Genomic DNA, 16,962 nt, shown 5'->3' on the forward strand with positions numbered 1-16,962 from the left:
AGGCGGTCGGCGCGGCGGGCTCGGTCAGGGGCGCGATGCCGCGGGCCAGGCCACGTCGTCGATGGCCAGCCAGGGGGCCGTCGCCAGGGCGGCCGGTGTCAGGCCGGTGATCGCCCGCGTTTCGCGGTTCAGGTGGGGCTGGTCCGCGTAACCGCTCAACGCGGCCGCGGTCGCCGCCGGGTGACCCGCCGCCAGGAGGCGGGCCGCGTGGTCGAAGCGGACCAGGCCGGCCGCTCGCTTGGGCGTGAGACCGAGCTGGGCCCGGAAGCGGGACCACAGGCGCTTGCGGCTCCAGCCGACCTCCTCGGCCAGTCCGTCGATCCGCACCCGGCCGCGGGCGGCCTGCGTCCGGTGCCACACCCGGGCGACCTCCGGCTCGACCCGGGGCGCCGCCACCAGGCGGCGGGCGAGGATCTCCGTCGCGATGGTGAAGCGGTCGTCCCAGGTCGGGGCCGCGCGCAGCCGGTCCTCGGCTCGTCCGGCGTCGCGCCCCCAGACCTCCTCCAGGGTGGCCACCGTGCCGGTGAGCTCCGCCGGGGCGCCGAGCACCGCGGCCGCGACCGCCGGCGACAACCGGATCTGGAGGCACACGCCCTCGTGCCCGCCGGTCCGCAGGCGGCCCGGGAGGAGCCCGGCGACGAAGCTGCCGCGCCCGGACGTCCCGTCGGCGTCGCGGACGATGCCGCCGGTCTCGCTCAGGTCGAGGAACAGCGTCACGGCCGGGTGCGCGACCATCGCGATCCCGGCGGTGCCGGCGTTCCCGCGGGCCCGGAACCCGGCCATCGCGACCCCCGGCAGGCGAAGCTCCGGGCGCGGCACGGCGACGTCCACGTCCGCCCACTGCCAGCCGGTCACCCTGCCCAGCCTAGGCCGCCGCGAAGCGGAGCAGGAGTTCGCTCGTCGGCTCGGGAGCCTCGAAGAGGGGCACGTGCCCGACGCCGGGCAGCATTTCGACGCGCACGCCCGGCACCGACTCGTAGTCGTGGGCCGAGCGCGGGTTCCAGCGGGGGTCCGCCGCGCCGAAGACGACCAGCACGGGCCGGCCGAGTCCGGCGAGGCGCTCGGGAACACTCCGCTCGGCGACGTACGCGGTGTTTTCCCGCAGGATCCTCCGGAACGTGCGGTAAGCCATGGTCTTCAGCTCGGCGACGGCGTCGTCCGGGACGTCCACCGGACGCGCGGTCGTCGCGCTGATTCCCTTGCGGATCACCGCGTCCGAGCGCAACCGCCAGAGGAGCGGGCCGAGCGGCGGGGCCGACAGGGCCCGGATGAGCCACGGCTGCGGCAGCAGCGCGCCGAGGCTCGGGCCGGTGCTGACCAGCGCCAGCGACCGCACCAGGTCGGGCCGCTGTTCCAGGAGCGACGTCGCGACGTAGCCGCCGCTGGAGTGCCCGGCCACCACGACCTGCCGCAGCCCGAGGTCGTCGAGCAGCGCGGCCAGCCGGGCGGCCTGCCCGGGCACGGCGTACGACGGCGCGGGCGGCGACTGGCCGCACCCCGGCAGGTCGACGCGGACGACGTGGTGCCGGACAGCCAGGATCTCGGTCACCCGCCCCCAGGAGGCGCCCGAAGCACCCGATCCGTGGACGAGCACCACCGGCGGCGCCTGCCGCGGGCCGTCGTGGACGACGCGCATCCCGTGCGCGTGAACAGCGTCTCGAACGATCATGCACCGGACGGTAGGGCGACGCCGGCCGCGCGTCTTGGACGAATGTCAGTACTCGTAGGGATCCTTCGGTGCCGCGACCGGGGTCACCGAGGCCGGGCTGAAGTCCGGGGTGTAGCTGTTGTCCTTCGTGGCCGTGCCCGGGACGACCTGGCCGGTCACCTGGATCCACGCGTCGCTCGCCAGGTGGTCGGCGCCGCCGCCGCGGAGGCGGACCGTCACCGGGAACGCGTCCGCCGCGCAGCAGCTGATCACCAAGCGGGCCAGCAGGGTGCTGCCCTCGGTGTGGACGACGAAGCCGGTCAGCGACACCGTGCGGCCGTTCAGCGTGCCCGCCGAGTCCCAGCCCGCGCGGCTGACGAACTCGTTCACCGTCAACGGCACCACGTTCCCCTCCGGCAGCGGGGGGAACGCCGCCGCGTTGGCCGCCGCCGCGCTCGCCGGGACCCGGGCCTCGGTGCGGATCACCGAGTCCGAACCCAGTGCCGGCGGGGCGATGAGGAACACGGCCAGCACCGGCACCAGCAGCAACCAGGCGGGCCGCGCCGAGTGCGAATGCGCATGGCCGTCGTGGTCCTCGGGCCCGGCGGGAGCGGCGGCGGCCCGTGCGGCGAGGAGGTCACGCACGATCGCGACGGCACCCAGCAGCACCATCACCGCACCGCCGGTGATGACCCACGGCTGCTGCGCCGGCTTGACGTACCGCAGGTAGTCGCCGTTGACCGCGATCTTGACCAGCGCCCCGCCGAGCAGGATCAGCAGGATGTTCTGTGTCTCCCGTTTCACGCGACCCCCACCAGGAATCCGGCCCCGATCGCGCAGGCCACCGCCACCACGAACGTCACCGGCGCGAACCGCACCGCGAACGACTTCCCGAACGTGCCCGCCTGCAGCGCGAACAGCTTGACGTCGATCGCCGGGCCCACGACCAGGAACACCAGCTTCGGCAGCAGCGGCAACGCCGTCAGCGACGCCGCGACGAACGCGTCCGCCTCGCTGCACAGCGCCAGCACCACCGCCAGCACCGCCATCACGACCACGCCCAGCACGAGCTGGGTGCCCAGCACCCCGAACCACTTCGCCGGCACCAGCACGTTCAACGCCGACGAGATCAGCGCCCCCAGCACCAGGAACCCGCCCGCCTCGACCAGGTCCGTGCGCGCCGTCTCGGCGAACACCCGCCAGCGTTGCCCGCCCGCCACGTCGGGCAGCCGCTTGAGCGCCCGCGCGGTGATCCACTCCAGCTTCCCCCACCGGGCCCAGAGCCAGCCCATGACCATCGCCGTGGCGAGCGAGCCCGCGAACCGCGCCAGCACCATCTCCGGCTTGCCGGGGAACGCCACCGCGGTCGCCACCAGCACCACCGGGTTCACCGCCGGCGCCGCGAGCAGGAACGTCAGCGCCGCCGCCGGGGCCACGCCCTGCCCCATCAGCCGCCGCGCCACCGGTACCGACGCGCATTCGCAGCCCGGCAGCGCGACGCCGGCCAGCCCGGCGACGCCGACCGCCGCGCCGGCCCGGCGCGGCAGCACCTTCTCCAGCACGCGGGCGGGCACGAACGCGGCGATCGCGCCGCTGATCAGCACGCCCAGCACGAGGAACGGCAGCGCCTGCACGCAGACGGCGACGAACACGGTCGAGCCGGTGCGCAACGCGGGCACGTCGAACACCTGCTGCAGCCAGCCCTGGGCGAGGATCGCGATCAGCAGGATCGCGCACAGCACTTCGACCGAGCTGATCCGGAACCGGCGGGTGCGCCGGCCGGGCTCGGTTTCGGTGTCGGAAACGATGCTCACGACGGCGATGATGCCAGGACCGTCCGACAGCGGGTGAGCCGCACGGGCCGCGAACGGAGGATCACGGTCGGTTTTGGTACCCGATCCTCCGTTCGCGGCGGAAAATCCACCCCGGACGGGTCAGTCGCCGGGCACGATTCCGGGCAGATCGGTCCGCAGCTGCGAGGCCGTCGACACCACGAGCATCAGCAGCGTCCCGAGCGCGGCCGCGTCCAGCCCGGCCGCCGGGAAGGCGTACCGCAGCGTCACGTCGACGCCGTTGTCCGAGTGCCCGATCCCGAGCGTGCCGAACAGGCCTTGCCCCGCACGCTCGGCGACGGCGACCGAAAGCGCAGGCGCGTCCGTCAGATCCCAGCCGACCACGCAGGTCAGGGTGAGCACCGTGAGGCCCTCGCCGAGCCGGGTCGCCTGGATCACGCACGGGACGCCGCCGTGGGAGAACGTCAGCGCGCCGTCGTCGTCGACGTGCACCTCGAGGTAGCGCTCCAGCGCCTCCCGGGCCCGCGTCAGCAGCTCCGCGGTCTCGACCGCTTCCGTCGCGCTCACGAAGAAGCCGCCTGGTCGACGGCGCCCCCGAAGCGGCGATCCCGCTTCGCGAATTCCAGGCAGGCCCGCCACAGGTGGGTCCGGTCGAAGTCCGGGAACAGCGTGTCCTGGTACACCATCTCGGCGTACGCCGACTGCCACAGCAAGAAGTTCGACGTCCGCTGCTCGCCCGAAGGCCGCAGGAACAGGTCCACGTCCGGCATCTCCGGCTGGTACAGGTACTTCCCGATGGTCTTCTCGTTGACCTTGTCGGGGTTCAGCTTGCCGGCGGCGACGTCCTGCGCGATCCGCTGCATGGCGTCACCCAGCTCGGCGCGACCGCCGTAGTTGACGCACATGGTCATGTTCAGCGCCGTGTTGTGCTTGGTCTTCTCCTCGGCCGCCTGCAGCTCCTTGATGACCGACGCCCACAGCTTCGGCCGCCGCCCCGCCCAGCGGATGCGCACGCCGATCGAGCCGAGGTAGTCGACCTGGCGGCGAATGGTGTCGCGGTTGAAGCCCATCAGGAACCGCACCTCTTCGGGGCTGCGCTTCCAGTTCTCCGTCGAGAACGCGTACACCGAGAGCCACTTGACGCCGAGCTCGACCGCCCCGCTGGCGACGTCGATCATCACCGCTTCGCCGCGCTTGTGGCCCTCGATCCGTGGCAGGCCGCGCTGGTTGGCCCAGCGGCCGTTGCCGTCCATGACCAGCGCGACGTGCTTCGGCACCAGCTCCCGCGGGATCTCCGGCGGCTTCGCGCCCGACGGGTGCGGATCCGGGGCCCGCAGCTCGTATCGCGACGCCTTGTTCTCGCGTCCCCTGCGCAGCACTGCGAGCCTCCCTGGATGGGTGAAACCGGTCGGGGCCGACCCTACTGCTTTGCCGCGGCCGACTCCCGGGCACGTCGCTCGACCAGGGGCAGGGAGCGCAGCTGCCGCTCCAGGTGCCACTGCAGGTGCGCCGCGACCAGGCCGCTCGCGTCGCGGCGGGTGCCGGGCAGGGTCGCCTCGGCCAGCGGCCACTCGCCGTGCAGCAGCGCGGTGAGCAGGTCCAGGACCTCGGGGGCGGGGTGCACGCAGCCGGCGATCCGGCAGTCGGGGCACATCGAGCCGCCCGCGGCGATGCTGAACGCCGTGTGCGGGCCCGGCAGGCCGCAGCGGGCGCACTCGGTGAGCGCGGGCGCCCAGCCGGCGTAGGACATCGCGCGGAGCAGGAACGCGTCGAGCACCAGCGAGGAATCACGCTGCCCCTCGGCCAGCGCCCGCAGCGCCCCGACGACGAGGAGGTACAGCTTGAGCACCGGCTCGCCCTCTTCGGCCGAGAGCCGGTCCGCGGTTTCGGCGATCGCGCTGGCCGCGGTGTAGCTCTGGTAGTCCGCGACCAGCGGCAGCTGGAAGGCGTCGACGGTCTCGACCTGGGTGATGACGTCGAGCGTGCGCCCGGTGTAGAACTGCACGTCGACGTGGCCGAACGGCTCCAGCCGCGCCCCGAACCGCGAGGAGGTGCGCCGCACGCCCTTCGCGACGGCGCGGACCTTGCCGTGCCGCCGGGTCAGCAGGGTGACGATCCGGTCGGCCTCACCGAGCTTGTGCGTGCGCAACACCACCCCGGTGTCGCGGTAGAGGTTCACCACCCCGACATCGTCCCACTTCGGGGTGATGCCGGGGTGGACCGACCCGGTTTCAGCAGTAGTAACCCGTGCAGTAGCTGACGCTGGACGCCGCCACGATCGCGACGATGATCCAGACGATGGTCAACACGCAGCCCAGCGCGCCGATGATGCTGGCGATCAGGCAGAGCGTCTTCGTGGTGCGCGAGGCCTGCTCCGCCATCGCGTAGTTGCCCTGCATTTTGTAGGTGCCGACCTCGTTGGACTTCATGATCGCGAAGATCGCGAGGATCCAGCAGAGGAAGATGCAGCCGATCGCCCAGCCCTTGTAGTCCTTGATGGCGTTGATGTCGCCACCGCCGGGCGCGCCGTAGCCGGGGGCGCCGAAGCCACCGGTGGGCGGCTGGCCGTACGGCGCGGGCTGCCCGTACGGCGCCGGCTGGCCGTAGGGCGCGGCGGGCATGCCGCCGGACGGCGGGCCGTAACCCGGCTGCTGCGGCTGCTGGCCGTAGGGCTGCTGCTGGCCGTAGGGATTGGTCATGACGTTCTACCCCAACTATTCGTGAACTTCCGCCGGGCGACTCCGGCGGTGGTGCGGAAAGGAACTGGTCAGCGCTGCTCGTTCGGCGGCTGGCCGAACTGGCCGGGCTGGATCTTCTGGGTCGCCTCGGGCTCGCCCTGGGCGTCCGGACGCAGCATCTGCGTGCGCTCGGCCTGCTCGTCGAAGGCGCTTCCCGCACCGGAGCCCGGGCGCAGCATCTGGGTGCGCTCCGCCTGCTCGTCGAAGGCACCGCCACCCGGCGGCGGGGCGAGCGGCTGATCCGGCTGCTGCCCGAAGCCGCCCGGCTGCGGGGGCTGCGCGAAGCCACCGGAGGACGGCGGCTGGCCGAACCCGCCCGGCTGCGGCTGGCCGAAGCCACCCGGCGCGGGCTGCTGCTCGAAGCCGCCGGACGACGGCTGCTGCTCGAAGCCGCCGGACTGCGGCTGCTGCGGGAAACCACCGGAGGCGGGCTGCTGCGGGAAACCGCCGGGCGCGGGCTGCTCGAACCCACCGGACGCGGGCTGCTGCGGGAAGCCACCGGAGGGCGGCTGGCCGAACTGACCGGGCTGGCCCGGCTGCTGTCCCGGCGGCGGGAAGCCGCCGGCGAACGGCTGCGCTCCGGGCTGGCCCATGCCGGGCTGGCCGAACGGCGCGGCCGCGGCGTCGTCGGCGTTGACGACGACCGTGCCGACGATCTTGTCGGAGAGGGTCTGCTTCTTGTCGTCCCACAGCGGCCACAGCCAGCCGACGTAGCAGAGGACGTTGTCGACGAAGTGGGCGAGATCGCGCACGAACGCCATGCCGGCGCCGATCGGCTGCCCGCTGTCCTCGCGGACGAGCTTGATCTTCGCGACCTTCTTGCCGAGCGACTGCCCGGTGTTGCCCTGCTGGATCCACCGGTTGTAGACGCACCAGCCGATCCAGGCGAGCCCGCCGACCAGGGCCAGCACCCCGCCGGCCTCGCCCTCGTTCACCGTGACGGGGATGACGATCGCGTACAGCAGGACGACCGGTCCGAAGTCGACGAGCCAGCCGAGGGCGCGCTGGCCCCAGCTCGCGTAGTTGCGCGACGGGCCGAAGGGGTTGCCCTGCTGCCCGAACGGGGCCGGCTGCCCGTAGGGCGCGGGCTGCCCGAACGGCGCCGGCCCCGGCTGCGGCTGCCCGAACGGCTGCTGGCCACCGGGCTGCTGCCCGAAGGACTGCTGGCCGTAGGGATCGGTCATTGGGTCTCCCCCTCGCTGGTCACTCCGCCGCACGCCCCGTGCGGGACCGTCCCGTGTGTACGGCGCGGTCCGCGGGAGCGTACTCGGTTCACCTTCGGCCGCGCCGCCCAGGCTTCAGCTGTCCGGGTGAATCGCATGCGGGTGCGACGCAGTGCGCGGCGCCCCGGTTCCCGGCTGCCGGAGATCAGACCCGCAGGCCGGTGAACGGCGCGAACGGCAGGTTGCGGATGACGAACCAGACGACGAACACGATGGAGAACACGAGTGGCGTCCACCGCCAGTGGAGCCAGCTGTTCATCGCGCGGCCGCGCAGCCGTCCGAGTGTCCACGCGACGATGCTCCACACCATCATCAGCACGACGACGAACGACACGGCGTTGTAGTGCAGGGCCGCGGGGATGTCGCCGTGCATCAGGCTGTACGCCATCCGCATGCCGCCGCAGCCCGGGCAGTCGATGCCGAGCAGCGCCTTCGTCGGGCAGACGGGCAGGAACCCGCCCGGCGTGGTCGGGTCGCCGACCCAGACCGCCACACAGCACGCGCCGAGCCCGGCGACGACGGCCATCGGCGCGCTGAGCGCACGCAGCCTGGCCTTCGCGCCGCGGGCCGGGTATCCCGTGTAGACGGTCGTGGTCACGGCGTCAGCTGGTTCGCGTTGACGCCGACGATCACGAGCATCACCACGAGGAAGATGACGTAGAGCAGCAGGAGGCTCCCGGCCGAGATGGCCGACCACATCGCCCACTTGCGGGCGTCGGTGGCGGCCTTCTGCGCCTCGGCGTGGAGGCCCTGGAACCAGAGCGACTGCACCTGGCTGGACTTCACGATCGCCACCACGCCCAGGGGCAGGCAACAGAGCACGGTACTCAGGATCGCCCACACCATGTTGTTGTCCGGCGGCGGCCCGTAGGGGTTGGGCGGCGGGTAGCCGTAGCCGTGGTTCGGCCCGCCCGGGGGCGGGTACGGCGGCGGGTACTGGTCGGTCACCGGAATCCTCCTGCTGCTCGGCTACGTCAGTATGACGTCGACGTGCCGGTGCCGAACGTGAAGACACCCGCGATGATCAGGATGATCCACAGCACGGACAATCCGACGCCGACGACCGCCGAGATGATCGCCCACTTCTTGGCCGAGTCGGCGGCCTCCTGCGCGGCGGCCGTCTGGCCCTGCGCCCACAGGCCGTTGACCTTCGCGGCCTGCACGATCGACACGATGCCGAACGGGAGGCAGCACAGGATCGTGGTCAGGATCGCCCACACGAGGTTGTTGCTCGGGGGCGGGCCCGGCTGGTAGCCGCCCGGCTGCCCACCGGGGTAGTTCGGCTGCCCGCCGGGCTGGTTCGGCTGGTCGCCGGGGTAGTTGGGCATGCCCTGGCTGTCGGTCATGATCGGTTGTTCCCCTTCGTCGTGCTCCACGGACGACCACCGGAACCGCCGCCGCCCCGATCGGCCGCGGTGTGGTCGAAGCCGAGACTGTAGGGGGCGGCGCGCCCGCGTGTCCGGTGATTCATCCCGCCGCGACCGAATCGAGATCAGGAATTCGGCTGCGGCTCGCGCAACCGCGGAAGACGCAGGTCAGAAGCCGAGCCGGCGCAACTGACGGGGGTCGCGCTGCCACTCCTTGGCGACCTTGATGTGCAGGTCGAGGTAGACCTTCGAGCCGAGCAGCCGCTCGATGTTCCGGCGGGCGGCGGCGCCGACCTCGCGCAGCCGTTCGCCCTTGTGCCCCAGGATGATCCCCTTCTGGCTTGGCCGTTCCACGTAGAGGAACGCGTGCACGTCGATGAGGTCGTCGCGGCCTTCGCGGGGCAGCATCTCCTCGACGGTGACGGCGATCGAGTGCGGCAGCTCGTCGCGGACGCCCTCCAGGGCCGCCTCGCGGATCAGCTCGGCGACCAGGGTCTGCTCGGGCTCGTCGGTGAGCTCGCCGCCCGGGTAGAGCTGCGGGCCCTCGGGCAGCCGCTGGACCAGCAGGTCGGCCAGGGTGCCGACCTGGAAGCCGTCCACCGCGGACACCGGGACGAGCTCGGCGAACTCCATCACTTGCTGCAGGGCAAGCAATTGTTCGGCGACCTGCTGCGGCTGGACGAGGTCCGTCTTGGTGACGATGCCGACGACCGGGGTTCGCTTCGCGATCTTCTGCAGCTCGGCGGCGATGAACTTGTCGCCGGGCCCGATCTTCTCGTTCGCCGGCACGCAGAAGCCGACGACGTCCACTTCGGACCACGTCGTGTGCACGATGTCGTTGAGCCGCTCGCCGAGCAGCGTGCGCGGGCGGTGCAGGCCGGGCGTGTCGATCAGGACGAGCTGGGCGTCCTCCCGGTGGACGATCCCGCGGATCGCGTGCCGGGTGGTCTGCGGCTTGCTGGAGGTGATCGCCACCTTGGTGCCGACGAGCGCGTTGGTCAGCGTCGACTTGCCGGCGTTGGGCCGGCCGACGAAGCAGGCGAAGCCGGAACGGTGCTCGGTCATCGGGTGAGCACCTCGAGGACTTCGCCCGCCGGGTTCGCCAGGATGATCGGCGCGTGCTTCGCGATGTCACGCACGGCGTGCACGGACGCGCCCTTGAGCAGTCCTTCGCCGGTGACGACGGCGGCGGCCTCGATGCCCTCTGCGCCGCTGGACAGCGCGGCGGCCACCGCGGCCTGGAGCGCGGTCAGCTTGAAGGACGGCTGGTCGACCGTGCCGGCGGCGTAGGTGCGGCCGTCGGTGTCGCGGACCGCGGCCCCCTCGGGGGCCTGGATGCGGGCGCGCGAGGACCGGGCCAGCGTGACGAGTTTCTGGTCCTCGGCCTCGAGGTCAGGCATGTTCGACGCTCCTGTCGCGTTCGTCGGGGTGGGGCAGGCGCGTGCGGCGGCGCGTCCGGTCGACGGGGTCGGTCATCGCCTCGGCGTCGGCCGGGTGCACGACCACGGAGGTGATCCGCATGCGGCCGCGCCGGTCCTTGCCCCCTTCGGCGAACAGCCGAAGGCCGGCGACCTCGGCTTCGGCCCCCGGCAGCGGGACCCTACCCAGTCGTTCCGCGAGCAGCCCGCCCACGGTCTCCACGTCGTGGTCTTCGAGGTCGATGCCGAACAGCTCGCCGAGGTCGTCGACGGTCATCCGGGACGACACGCGGACCGCGCCGCCGTCGAGCTCCTCGACCTCGGGGCGCTCGTCGGCGTCGGACTCGTCGGTGATCTCGCCGACGATCTCCTCGAGCACGTCTTCGATGGTGAGCAGGCCGGCCGTGCCGCCGTACTCGTCGACGGCGATCGCCATGTGGTTGTGCGACCGCTGCATCTCCTTGAGCAGCTCGTCGAGCCGCTTCGAGTCGGGGACGAAGGACGCCGGGTTCATGACGGAGTCGACGACGGTGCTCGGCCCGTCGGGGTCGAGGTAGCCGGTCATCAGGTCCTTGATGTTGACGACGCCGACGATGTCGTCGACGGACTCGTCGATCACCGGCAGCCGGGTGAACCCGGTGCGCAGCGCCAGCGCGAGGGCCTGCCGGACGGTCTTGGTGCGCTCGATCCAGACGATCTCGGTGCGCGGCACCATGACCTCGCGGGCGACGGTGTCGCCGAGCTCGAACACCGAGTGGATCATCTCGCGTTCGGAGTCCTCGACGACGCCGCGTTCCTGGGCCATGTCGACGAGCTCGCGCAGCTCGACCTCGGAGGTGAACGGGCCTTCGCGGAAGCCCTGACCGGGGGTGATGGCGTTACCGATGAGGATGAGCAGCCGGGACAGCGGGCCGAGGACGGACCCGAGGACGCGGACGGGCCCGGCGACGTAGCGGCCGATGCGGTAGGGGTGCTGGCGGCCGAGGGTGCGGGGGCCGACACCGATGAGGACGTAGCTGACGACGACCATGACGACCGCGGCGACCAGCACGGCGAGGCCGAGCGGCGCCAGGCGGGTGCCCACGAACACGGTGACGAGCACGGTGGCGGTGAGCTCGCAGCCGAGCCGCAGGAGGAGCAGCAGGTTGATGTGCCGCCGTCGTTCGGCGACGACGGCGGCGAGATGCCGGGCACCGGGCAGCCCGAGCCGGGCGAGGCCGTCGGCCCGGGCCTGCGACACGGTGCTGATGGCGGCGTCCGCCGCCGCGAACACGCCGGCCAGGAGGACGAGCGCGATCGCGAAGAAGAGCTGGTCCATGGCTGGCGCCTAGGGCGTTTCCGAGGCCTGGCCGCAAGCGCCCCAATGTGGCCTTCGGTGCGTTGAACGCAACCAAGGCCACATTGGGGCGCTTGGTCCGGGGCCGGGACCGGGGAGGCGGGACACTAGGGCGTTTCCCCGGCGGGTGGTTCGGCGGGGGCGACGGCCGGCGCGGGGGCCTCCAGCCCGGCGATGCCGAGGACGCGGTCGTCGGTGCTGCGCTGGGCGTCCCGCTTGTCCAGGGCGGCGACGGCGTCCTGGTACTCGCCGAGGATGCGCTTCTGGAGGGCGAACATCTCGCGCTCCTCGGCGGGTTCGGCGTGGTCGTAGCCGAGGAGGTGCAGGCAGCCGTGCACGGTGAGCAGGTGCAGCTCGTCCATCAGCGAGTGGCCCGCGGTCTTGGCCTGGTCCTTGGCGAACGCCGGGCAGAGCACGATGTCCCCGAGCAGCGCGGGCGACGCGTCGGGCGCGTCCGGGCGGCGGGAGGAGTCGAGCTCGTCCATCGGGAAGGCCATGACGTCGGTGGGCCCCGGGAGGTCCATCCAGCGTTCGTGCAGGTCTTCCATGACGTCGAGGGTGACGAGGAGGATGGACAGCTCGGCGAGCGGGCTGACCTCCATCTTGTCGAGGGCGTAGCGGGCGGCGGAGACGATGGACGTCTCGTCGACGTTCACGCCGGATTCGTTGGCGATCTCGATGCTCAACGCCGGTTGCCCTTCCAGCCGTCGGTCTGCTGGGCGTCCTGCACGGCCTGCCACTTCTCGTAGGCGTCGACGATGCTCGCGACGAGCCGGTGCCGGACGACGTCCTGGCTGGTGAGCTCGGCGAAGTGGAGGTCGTCGACGCCGGTGAGGATGTCGCGCACGACGCGCAGGCCGCTGCGCTGCCCGCTGGGCAGGTCGACCTGCGTGACATCGCCGGTGACGACGATCTTGGACCCGAAGCCGAGCCGGGTGAGGAACATCTTCATCTGCTCGGGCGTGGTGTTCTGGGCCTCGTCGAGGATGATGAAGGCGTCGTTGAGCGTGCGCCCGCGCATGTAGGCCAGCGGCGCGATTTCGATCGTGCCGGCCTGCATCAGCCGCGGAATCGACTCCGGCTCGACCATGTCGTGCAGCGCGTCGTACAGCGGCCGCAGGTACGGGTCGATCTTCTCGTTGAGGGTTCCGGGCAGGTAGCCGAGGCGCTCGCCGGCTTCGACGGCCGGGCGGGTCAGCACGATCCGGGTGACCTGCTTGGCCTGCAGCGCCTGGACGGCCTTCGCCATGGCGAGGTACGTCTTGCCGGTGCCGGCGGGGCCGATGCCGAAGACGACGGTGTGCTTGTCGATGGCGTCGACGTACCGCTTCTGGTTGAGCGTCTTGGGGCGGATGGTCTTGCCGCGGCGGGAGACGATGTTGAGGCTGAGGACCTCGGCCGGCGACGCGTCCCCGGTGGAGAGCATGCCGACGGTGCGCCGGACGGTGTCGGGCCCGACCTGCTGGCCGCCGGCCGCGAGCTGCACGAGCTCGGCGAAGACGCGTTCGGCGAACGCGACGTCGGCCGGCGTCCCGGTCAGGGTGACTTCGTTGCCGCGGACGTGCACGTCGGCAGCCAGCAGCTCTTCGGCGACCCGCAGGTTCTCGTCACGGGAGCCGAGCAGGCTCAGGGCGGCGGCGTCGGGGATGGGGAACCGGGACTGCGCGGCCTGAACGGCGGCATCCTCGGCCTTGGCGACGTCCCCCGGGACGTCGGGTCGGGCGGCTCCACCCGGTACGGTTCCGGCCACGTGGCCTCAGGCCTGCTTTCTCGGTGAGGGACTACGGACCCCACCGATGCTACTGGCACCCACCGGCAAGACGCAGGCCGGTTTCCCTAGTCCTGCTCCGGGGCCCCGAACAACCCCAGCGGCTCCCCGCCGAGCACGTGGGCGTGCACGTGGAACACGGTCTGCCCGGCGTCTTCGTCGGTGTTGAAGACGACGCGGTAGCCGCTCTCGACGATGCCCTCGAGCTCGGCGACCTTGCGAGCGGTGGCCACGACATCGCTCAGCAGCTGGGGATCGGCGGCGGCGAGCTCGGCCACGTTCCGGTACCGCTTCCGGGGCACGACGAGCACGTGCACCCGCGCCTGGGGGCGGATGTCGCGGAACGCGAAGGTGGTTTCGTCCTGGTGGACGACATCGGCGGGGATCTCGCCGGCGATGATCCGTTCGAAGAGGGTGTCGGCGTCGGTTTCGCTCATGACGAGCACCCTATCGACCGGAGAATCCGAGATGCCGCGGCGCGGTAGACCCTGGGGGTCGATCTACCGCAACCGCGGCGGCCGCCGGACCGAGGGGGGAGGTGCCCGGCGGGGTCTGTGTCTTCCCAGTGGCGCACCGAAACGATGAACGGTGCGTTAGTAAATGAGAGTAACGGGTCGGAGCGTGATCGCGCCATAACTGGGCGCGAAAAAGTACCCCTGTTTTCGCCGCGAGCTACCGCCAGCGGGTGGTGAGCGCGCCGAGCGCCCCCAGCGCGACGGCCGCGGCGGTGGACGTCCGCAACACGGTCGTCCCGAGCCGGACGGCCCGCGCGCCGGCGTCCCGCAGCACCCGCAGCTCCTCGTCCGTGACGCCGCCCTCGGGCCCCACGACCAGCAGCACGTCCCCGCTGCCGGGCAGCTCCAGGTCGGTGAGCCGCTCGGGAACGTCGGACTCCAGCACGAGGGCCAGCGACATCGTCGCCACGAGCCCGGCCAGCTCCCCCGTGGTCACCGGCTCGGTGACCTCCGGGACGTGGGCCCGCCGGGCCTGCTTCGCCGCCGCGCGGGCCGTGGCACGCCAGCGCGCCAGCGCCTTTTCGCCGCGACCGCCGTCTTCCCACTTCGCGACGCTCCGGGCCGCCCGCCACGGGACGATCGCGTCGACGCCGGCCTCGGTGGCGAGTTCGACGGCGAGCTCCCCGCGGTCGCCCTTGGCCAGCGCCTGCGCGACCAGGACGCGCAACGCCGGCGGCTCCTCGGTCCAGTGCTCCTCGACCGCCAGCGTCAGCTGCGCGTCCCGCCCGGCCTGGACGCCCTCGACGACGCACCGGGCCATCGCGCCGGCGCCGTCGGACAGGACCAGCCGCTCGCCGACGCGCAGGCGGCGGACGGTGGCCGCGTGCCGGGCCTCCTCGCCGTCAAGGAGCGCGCGGCCCGAAGCCGGCACCGACGCGGCGAGGAAGACCGGCAGGGTGGTGTCAGGCACGGTCAGCGGTGGTTCTTGGCGCGGAGCTTGGCGAACAGCCCGCCGTGCTTGGTGCCGTTGGACGCCAGCGTCGGCACCTCTTCGCCGCGCTGCTGGGCCAGCTCCATGAGCAGTTCGCGCTGGGCGTCGTCGAGCTTGGTCGGGACGACGACGTCGATGTGGACGTGCAGGTCGCCGCGGCCGTCGACGCGGCCGGAGGACCGCAGCCGCGGCATGCCCTTGCCGGTCAGGACCAGCTCGGCGTTGGGCTGGGTGCCCGGCTCGACGTCGAGCTCGTAGTCGCCGTCGACGAGGGTCGAGATCGGCACCGTGGCGCCGAGCGCGGCCGTGGTCATCGGGATGCGGAAGTTGCAGTGCAGGTCGTGGCCCTGCCGGACGAAGACCTCGTGCGGGGTCTCGTCGATCTCGACGTACAGGTCGCCGGCCGGGCCGCCGCCGGGGCCGACCTCGCCCTGGCCGGACAGCCTGATGCGCATGCCGTCGCCGACGCCCGGCGGGATCTTCGCGGTGACGTTGCGCCGGGCGCGGATGCGGCCGTCGCCGCCGCACTGGCGGCAGGGGTCGGGGATGACCTCGCCGAAGCCGCGGCAGACCGGGCAGGGGCGGGCGGTGACGACCTGGCCGAGGAACGACCGCTGGACGGACTGGACCTCGCCGGCGCCGCCGCAGGTGTCGCAGGTCTTGACCGAGGTGCCCTCGCTGGTGCCCGCGCCGCGGCACAGGTCGCAGACGATGGCGGTGTCGACGGCGATCTCCTTGTCGACGCCGGTCGCGCACTCCTCGAGGGTGAGGCCGAGCCGGATCAGCGCGTCGGAGCCGGGCTGGACGCGGCTGCGCGGGCCGCGCCCGCGCCCCCCGCCACCGCCGGCCGCGCCGAAGAAGGCGTCCATGATGTCGCCGAGGCCGCCGAAGCCGGCGAACGGGTCGCCGCCGCCCCCGCCGCGCGCGCCGCCGTCCATCGGGTCGCCGCCGAGGTCGACGATCTTGCGCTTCTGCGGGTCGGACAGCACCTCGTAGGCCGTCGTGACCTCGGCGAACTTGTGCTGGGCGTCGTCCGACGGGTTGACGTCGGGGTGCAGCTCCCGGGCCAGCTTCCGGTACGCGCGCTTGATCTCCTGATCGCTCGCGTTCTTGGCCACCCCGAGGATGCCGTAGTAGTCCCTCGCCACCGTCTCTGCTTCTCCTTCTGCTCTGCCCGGCTCAGCGGCCGGCCAGGATCTGCCCCACGTAGTTGGCGACCGCCCGCACCGCGGCGATCGTGCCGGGGTAGTCCATCCGGGTCGGCCCGACCACCCCCATGCCGCCGAGCACCACGTCGTCGCGGCCGTAGCCGATCGAGACGACCGAGGTGCTGCGCATCTGCTCGTCTTCATTTTCCTCACCGATGCGCACCGTGATCGCACCGGGGTTGCGCGCGGCGGCCAGCAGCTTGAGCACGACCACCTGTTCCTCGAGGGCCTCGAGGACCTGGCGCAGCGACCCCGGGAAGTCGGCGACGTTGCGGGTGAGGTTCGCGGTGCCGCCGAGCACCAGGCGCTCTTCGGGGTGCTCGGCCAGCGATTCGACCAGCACGGTGGTGACGCGGATGAGCGCGTCCCGCAGCTCGCCGGGCGACTTGTCGGGCAGCTCGGCGACGCGCGCGGCGGCGTCGTTGAGCCGCCGCCCGGACATGGCCGCGTTCAGGACGGTGCGGAGCCGGGCGACGTCCTCCTCGGTGACGACGTCGCCGAGGTCGACCGTGCGCTGGTCGACGCGCCCGTTGTCGGTGATCAGCACCAGCATCAGCCGCGCCGGCGTGAGCGGCACCACTTCGAGGTGCCGCACCTTGGCGTTGGTCAGCATCGGGTACTGGACGACGGCGACCTGCCGGGTCAGCTGCGCGAGCAGCCGGACCGAGCGGCGGAGGACGTCGTCGAGGTCGGTGCCGCTGTCGAGGAAGGTGGTGATGGCCCGCCGCTCCGCGGCGCTCAGCGGCTTGATCTCGGAGAGCCGGTCGACGAAGAGGCGGTAGCCCTTGTCGGTCGGCACCCGCCCGGCGCTGGTGTGCGGCTGGGTGATGTAGCCCTCTTCTTCGAGGGTCGCCATGTCGTTGCGCACGGTGGCGCTCGACACACCGAGGTTGTGCCGCTCGACGATCGCCTTGGACCCGACGGGTTCCTGGTTGGACACGTAGTCGGCCACGATCGCGCGCAGCACGTCGAAGCGGCGTTCCTCCGCGTTGGCCACCGGTTCCTCACCTACCTCGC

Annotated in this window: 21 protein-coding genes; all 21 read right to left on the reverse strand. The window is 72.2% G+C overall.

Annotated features, from left to right (window positions below; genetic code table 11):
* Positions 1-24: 24 nt before the first annotated feature.
* Entirely contained in the window at positions 25-855 is an 831-nt protein-coding gene (locus tag I4Q55_RS31505; protein ID WP_307793359.1) for a helix-turn-helix domain-containing protein, read from the reverse strand.
* Positions 856-865: 10 nt separating this feature from the next.
* Complete coding sequence (locus I4Q55_RS31510; protein WP_242547129.1) at positions 866-1,669, reverse strand: alpha/beta fold hydrolase; 804 nt, start codon at positions 1,667-1,669, stop codon at positions 866-868.
* Positions 1,670-1,714: 45 nt separating this feature from the next.
* On the reverse strand, positions 1,715-2,452 hold the full coding sequence (locus I4Q55_RS31515; RefSeq protein WP_206792915.1) for a TIGR03943 family protein: 738 nt from the start codon (positions 2,450-2,452) through the stop codon (positions 1,715-1,717).
* Positions 2,449-3,462: a permease gene (locus tag I4Q55_RS31520; RefSeq protein ID WP_206792918.1), complete on the reverse strand. Its 1,014-nt coding sequence runs from the start codon at positions 3,460-3,462 to the stop codon at positions 2,449-2,451. Before I4Q55_RS31520 ends, I4Q55_RS31515 begins: the two co-directional genes overlap by 4 nt.
* A gap of 120 nt (positions 3,463-3,582) precedes the next feature.
* A complete protein-coding gene (locus I4Q55_RS31525; RefSeq protein ID WP_206792920.1) occupies positions 3,583-4,008 on the reverse strand; it encodes a YbjN domain-containing protein in 426 nt (141 codons plus the stop codon).
* On the reverse strand, positions 4,005-4,820 hold the full coding sequence (locus I4Q55_RS31530; protein WP_091315980.1) for an isoprenyl transferase: 816 nt from the start codon (positions 4,818-4,820) through the stop codon (positions 4,005-4,007). Before I4Q55_RS31530 ends, I4Q55_RS31525 begins: the two co-directional genes overlap by 4 nt.
* A gap of 41 nt (positions 4,821-4,861) precedes the next feature.
* Positions 4,862-5,623 carry a DNA repair protein RecO gene (gene recO / locus I4Q55_RS31535; RefSeq protein WP_206792922.1) on the reverse strand — a complete coding sequence of 254 codons (762 nt, stop codon included), beginning with the start codon at positions 5,621-5,623 and terminating at the stop codon, positions 4,862-4,864.
* A 49-nt stretch (positions 5,624-5,672) separates the two neighbouring features.
* Positions 5,673-6,140, reverse strand: coding sequence for a CD225/dispanin family protein (locus I4Q55_RS31540; RefSeq protein ID WP_206792924.1), 468 nt, complete (start codon positions 6,138-6,140; stop codon positions 5,673-5,675).
* Between the two features lie 68 nt (positions 6,141-6,208).
* Entirely contained in the window at positions 6,209-7,363 is a 1,155-nt protein-coding gene (locus I4Q55_RS31545) for an RDD family protein (protein WP_206792925.1), read from the reverse strand.
* A 184-nt stretch (positions 7,364-7,547) separates the two neighbouring features.
* The gene (locus tag I4Q55_RS31550; protein WP_206792927.1) at positions 7,548-8,000 is read right to left on the reverse strand and encodes a DUF2752 domain-containing protein; all 453 of its coding nucleotides are present in this window, start codon (positions 7,998-8,000) and stop codon (positions 7,548-7,550) included.
* On the reverse strand, positions 7,997-8,350 hold the full coding sequence (locus tag I4Q55_RS31555; protein WP_206792929.1) for a CD225/dispanin family protein: 354 nt from the start codon (positions 8,348-8,350) through the stop codon (positions 7,997-7,999). The genes I4Q55_RS31550 and I4Q55_RS31555 overlap by 4 nt, the downstream gene beginning before the upstream one ends.
* Positions 8,351-8,376: 26 nt before the next feature.
* Complete coding sequence (locus I4Q55_RS31560; protein WP_206792931.1) at positions 8,377-8,748, reverse strand: CD225/dispanin family protein; 372 nt, start codon at positions 8,746-8,748, stop codon at positions 8,377-8,379.
* A 189-nt stretch (positions 8,749-8,937) separates the two neighbouring features.
* Positions 8,938-9,834 (reverse strand): GTPase Era, encoded by an 897-nt coding sequence (era, locus tag I4Q55_RS31565; protein ID WP_206792933.1) that lies wholly within the window; start codon positions 9,832-9,834, stop codon positions 8,938-8,940.
* On the reverse strand, positions 9,831-10,169 hold the full coding sequence (locus I4Q55_RS31570) for a cytidine deaminase (RefSeq protein WP_206792934.1): 339 nt from the start codon (positions 10,167-10,169) through the stop codon (positions 9,831-9,833). Before I4Q55_RS31570 ends, era begins: the two co-directional genes overlap by 4 nt.
* Positions 10,162-11,505 (reverse strand): hemolysin family protein, encoded by a 1,344-nt coding sequence (locus I4Q55_RS31575; RefSeq protein ID WP_206792936.1) that lies wholly within the window; start codon positions 11,503-11,505, stop codon positions 10,162-10,164. The genes I4Q55_RS31570 and I4Q55_RS31575 overlap by 8 nt, the downstream gene beginning before the upstream one ends.
* A 125-nt stretch (positions 11,506-11,630) precedes the next feature.
* Positions 11,631-12,209 carry an rRNA maturation RNase YbeY gene (gene ybeY, locus I4Q55_RS31580; RefSeq protein ID WP_206792938.1) on the reverse strand — a complete coding sequence of 193 codons (579 nt, stop codon included), beginning with the start codon at positions 12,207-12,209 and terminating at the stop codon, positions 11,631-11,633.
* Positions 12,206-13,273 (reverse strand): PhoH family protein, encoded by a 1,068-nt coding sequence (locus I4Q55_RS31585; protein ID WP_206792940.1) that lies wholly within the window; start codon positions 13,271-13,273, stop codon positions 12,206-12,208. The genes ybeY and I4Q55_RS31585 overlap by 4 nt, the downstream gene beginning before the upstream one ends.
* 86 nt (positions 13,274-13,359) lie before the next feature.
* The gene (locus I4Q55_RS31590) at positions 13,360-13,728 is read right to left on the reverse strand and encodes a histidine triad nucleotide-binding protein (RefSeq protein ID WP_206792942.1); all 369 of its coding nucleotides are present in this window, start codon (positions 13,726-13,728) and stop codon (positions 13,360-13,362) included.
* A 235-nt stretch (positions 13,729-13,963) separates the two neighbouring features.
* Positions 13,964-14,716 (reverse strand): 16S rRNA (uracil(1498)-N(3))-methyltransferase, encoded by a 753-nt coding sequence (locus I4Q55_RS31595; protein ID WP_206792944.1) that lies wholly within the window; start codon positions 14,714-14,716, stop codon positions 13,964-13,966.
* A 2-nt stretch (positions 14,717-14,718) separates the two neighbouring features.
* Entirely contained in the window at positions 14,719-15,885 is a 1,167-nt protein-coding gene (dnaJ, locus tag I4Q55_RS31600; protein ID WP_206792946.1) for a molecular chaperone DnaJ, read from the reverse strand.
* A 31-nt stretch (positions 15,886-15,916) separates the two neighbouring features.
* Entirely contained in the window at positions 15,917-16,942 is a 1,026-nt protein-coding gene (hrcA, locus tag I4Q55_RS31605; RefSeq protein ID WP_206792948.1) for a heat-inducible transcriptional repressor HrcA, read from the reverse strand.
* Between the last annotated feature and the right edge of the window lie 20 nt (positions 16,943-16,962).

This window comes from Amycolatopsis sp. MtRt-6, from assembly GCF_017308975.1.
GTDB lineage: Bacteria > Actinomycetota > Actinomycetes > Mycobacteriales > Pseudonocardiaceae > Amycolatopsis.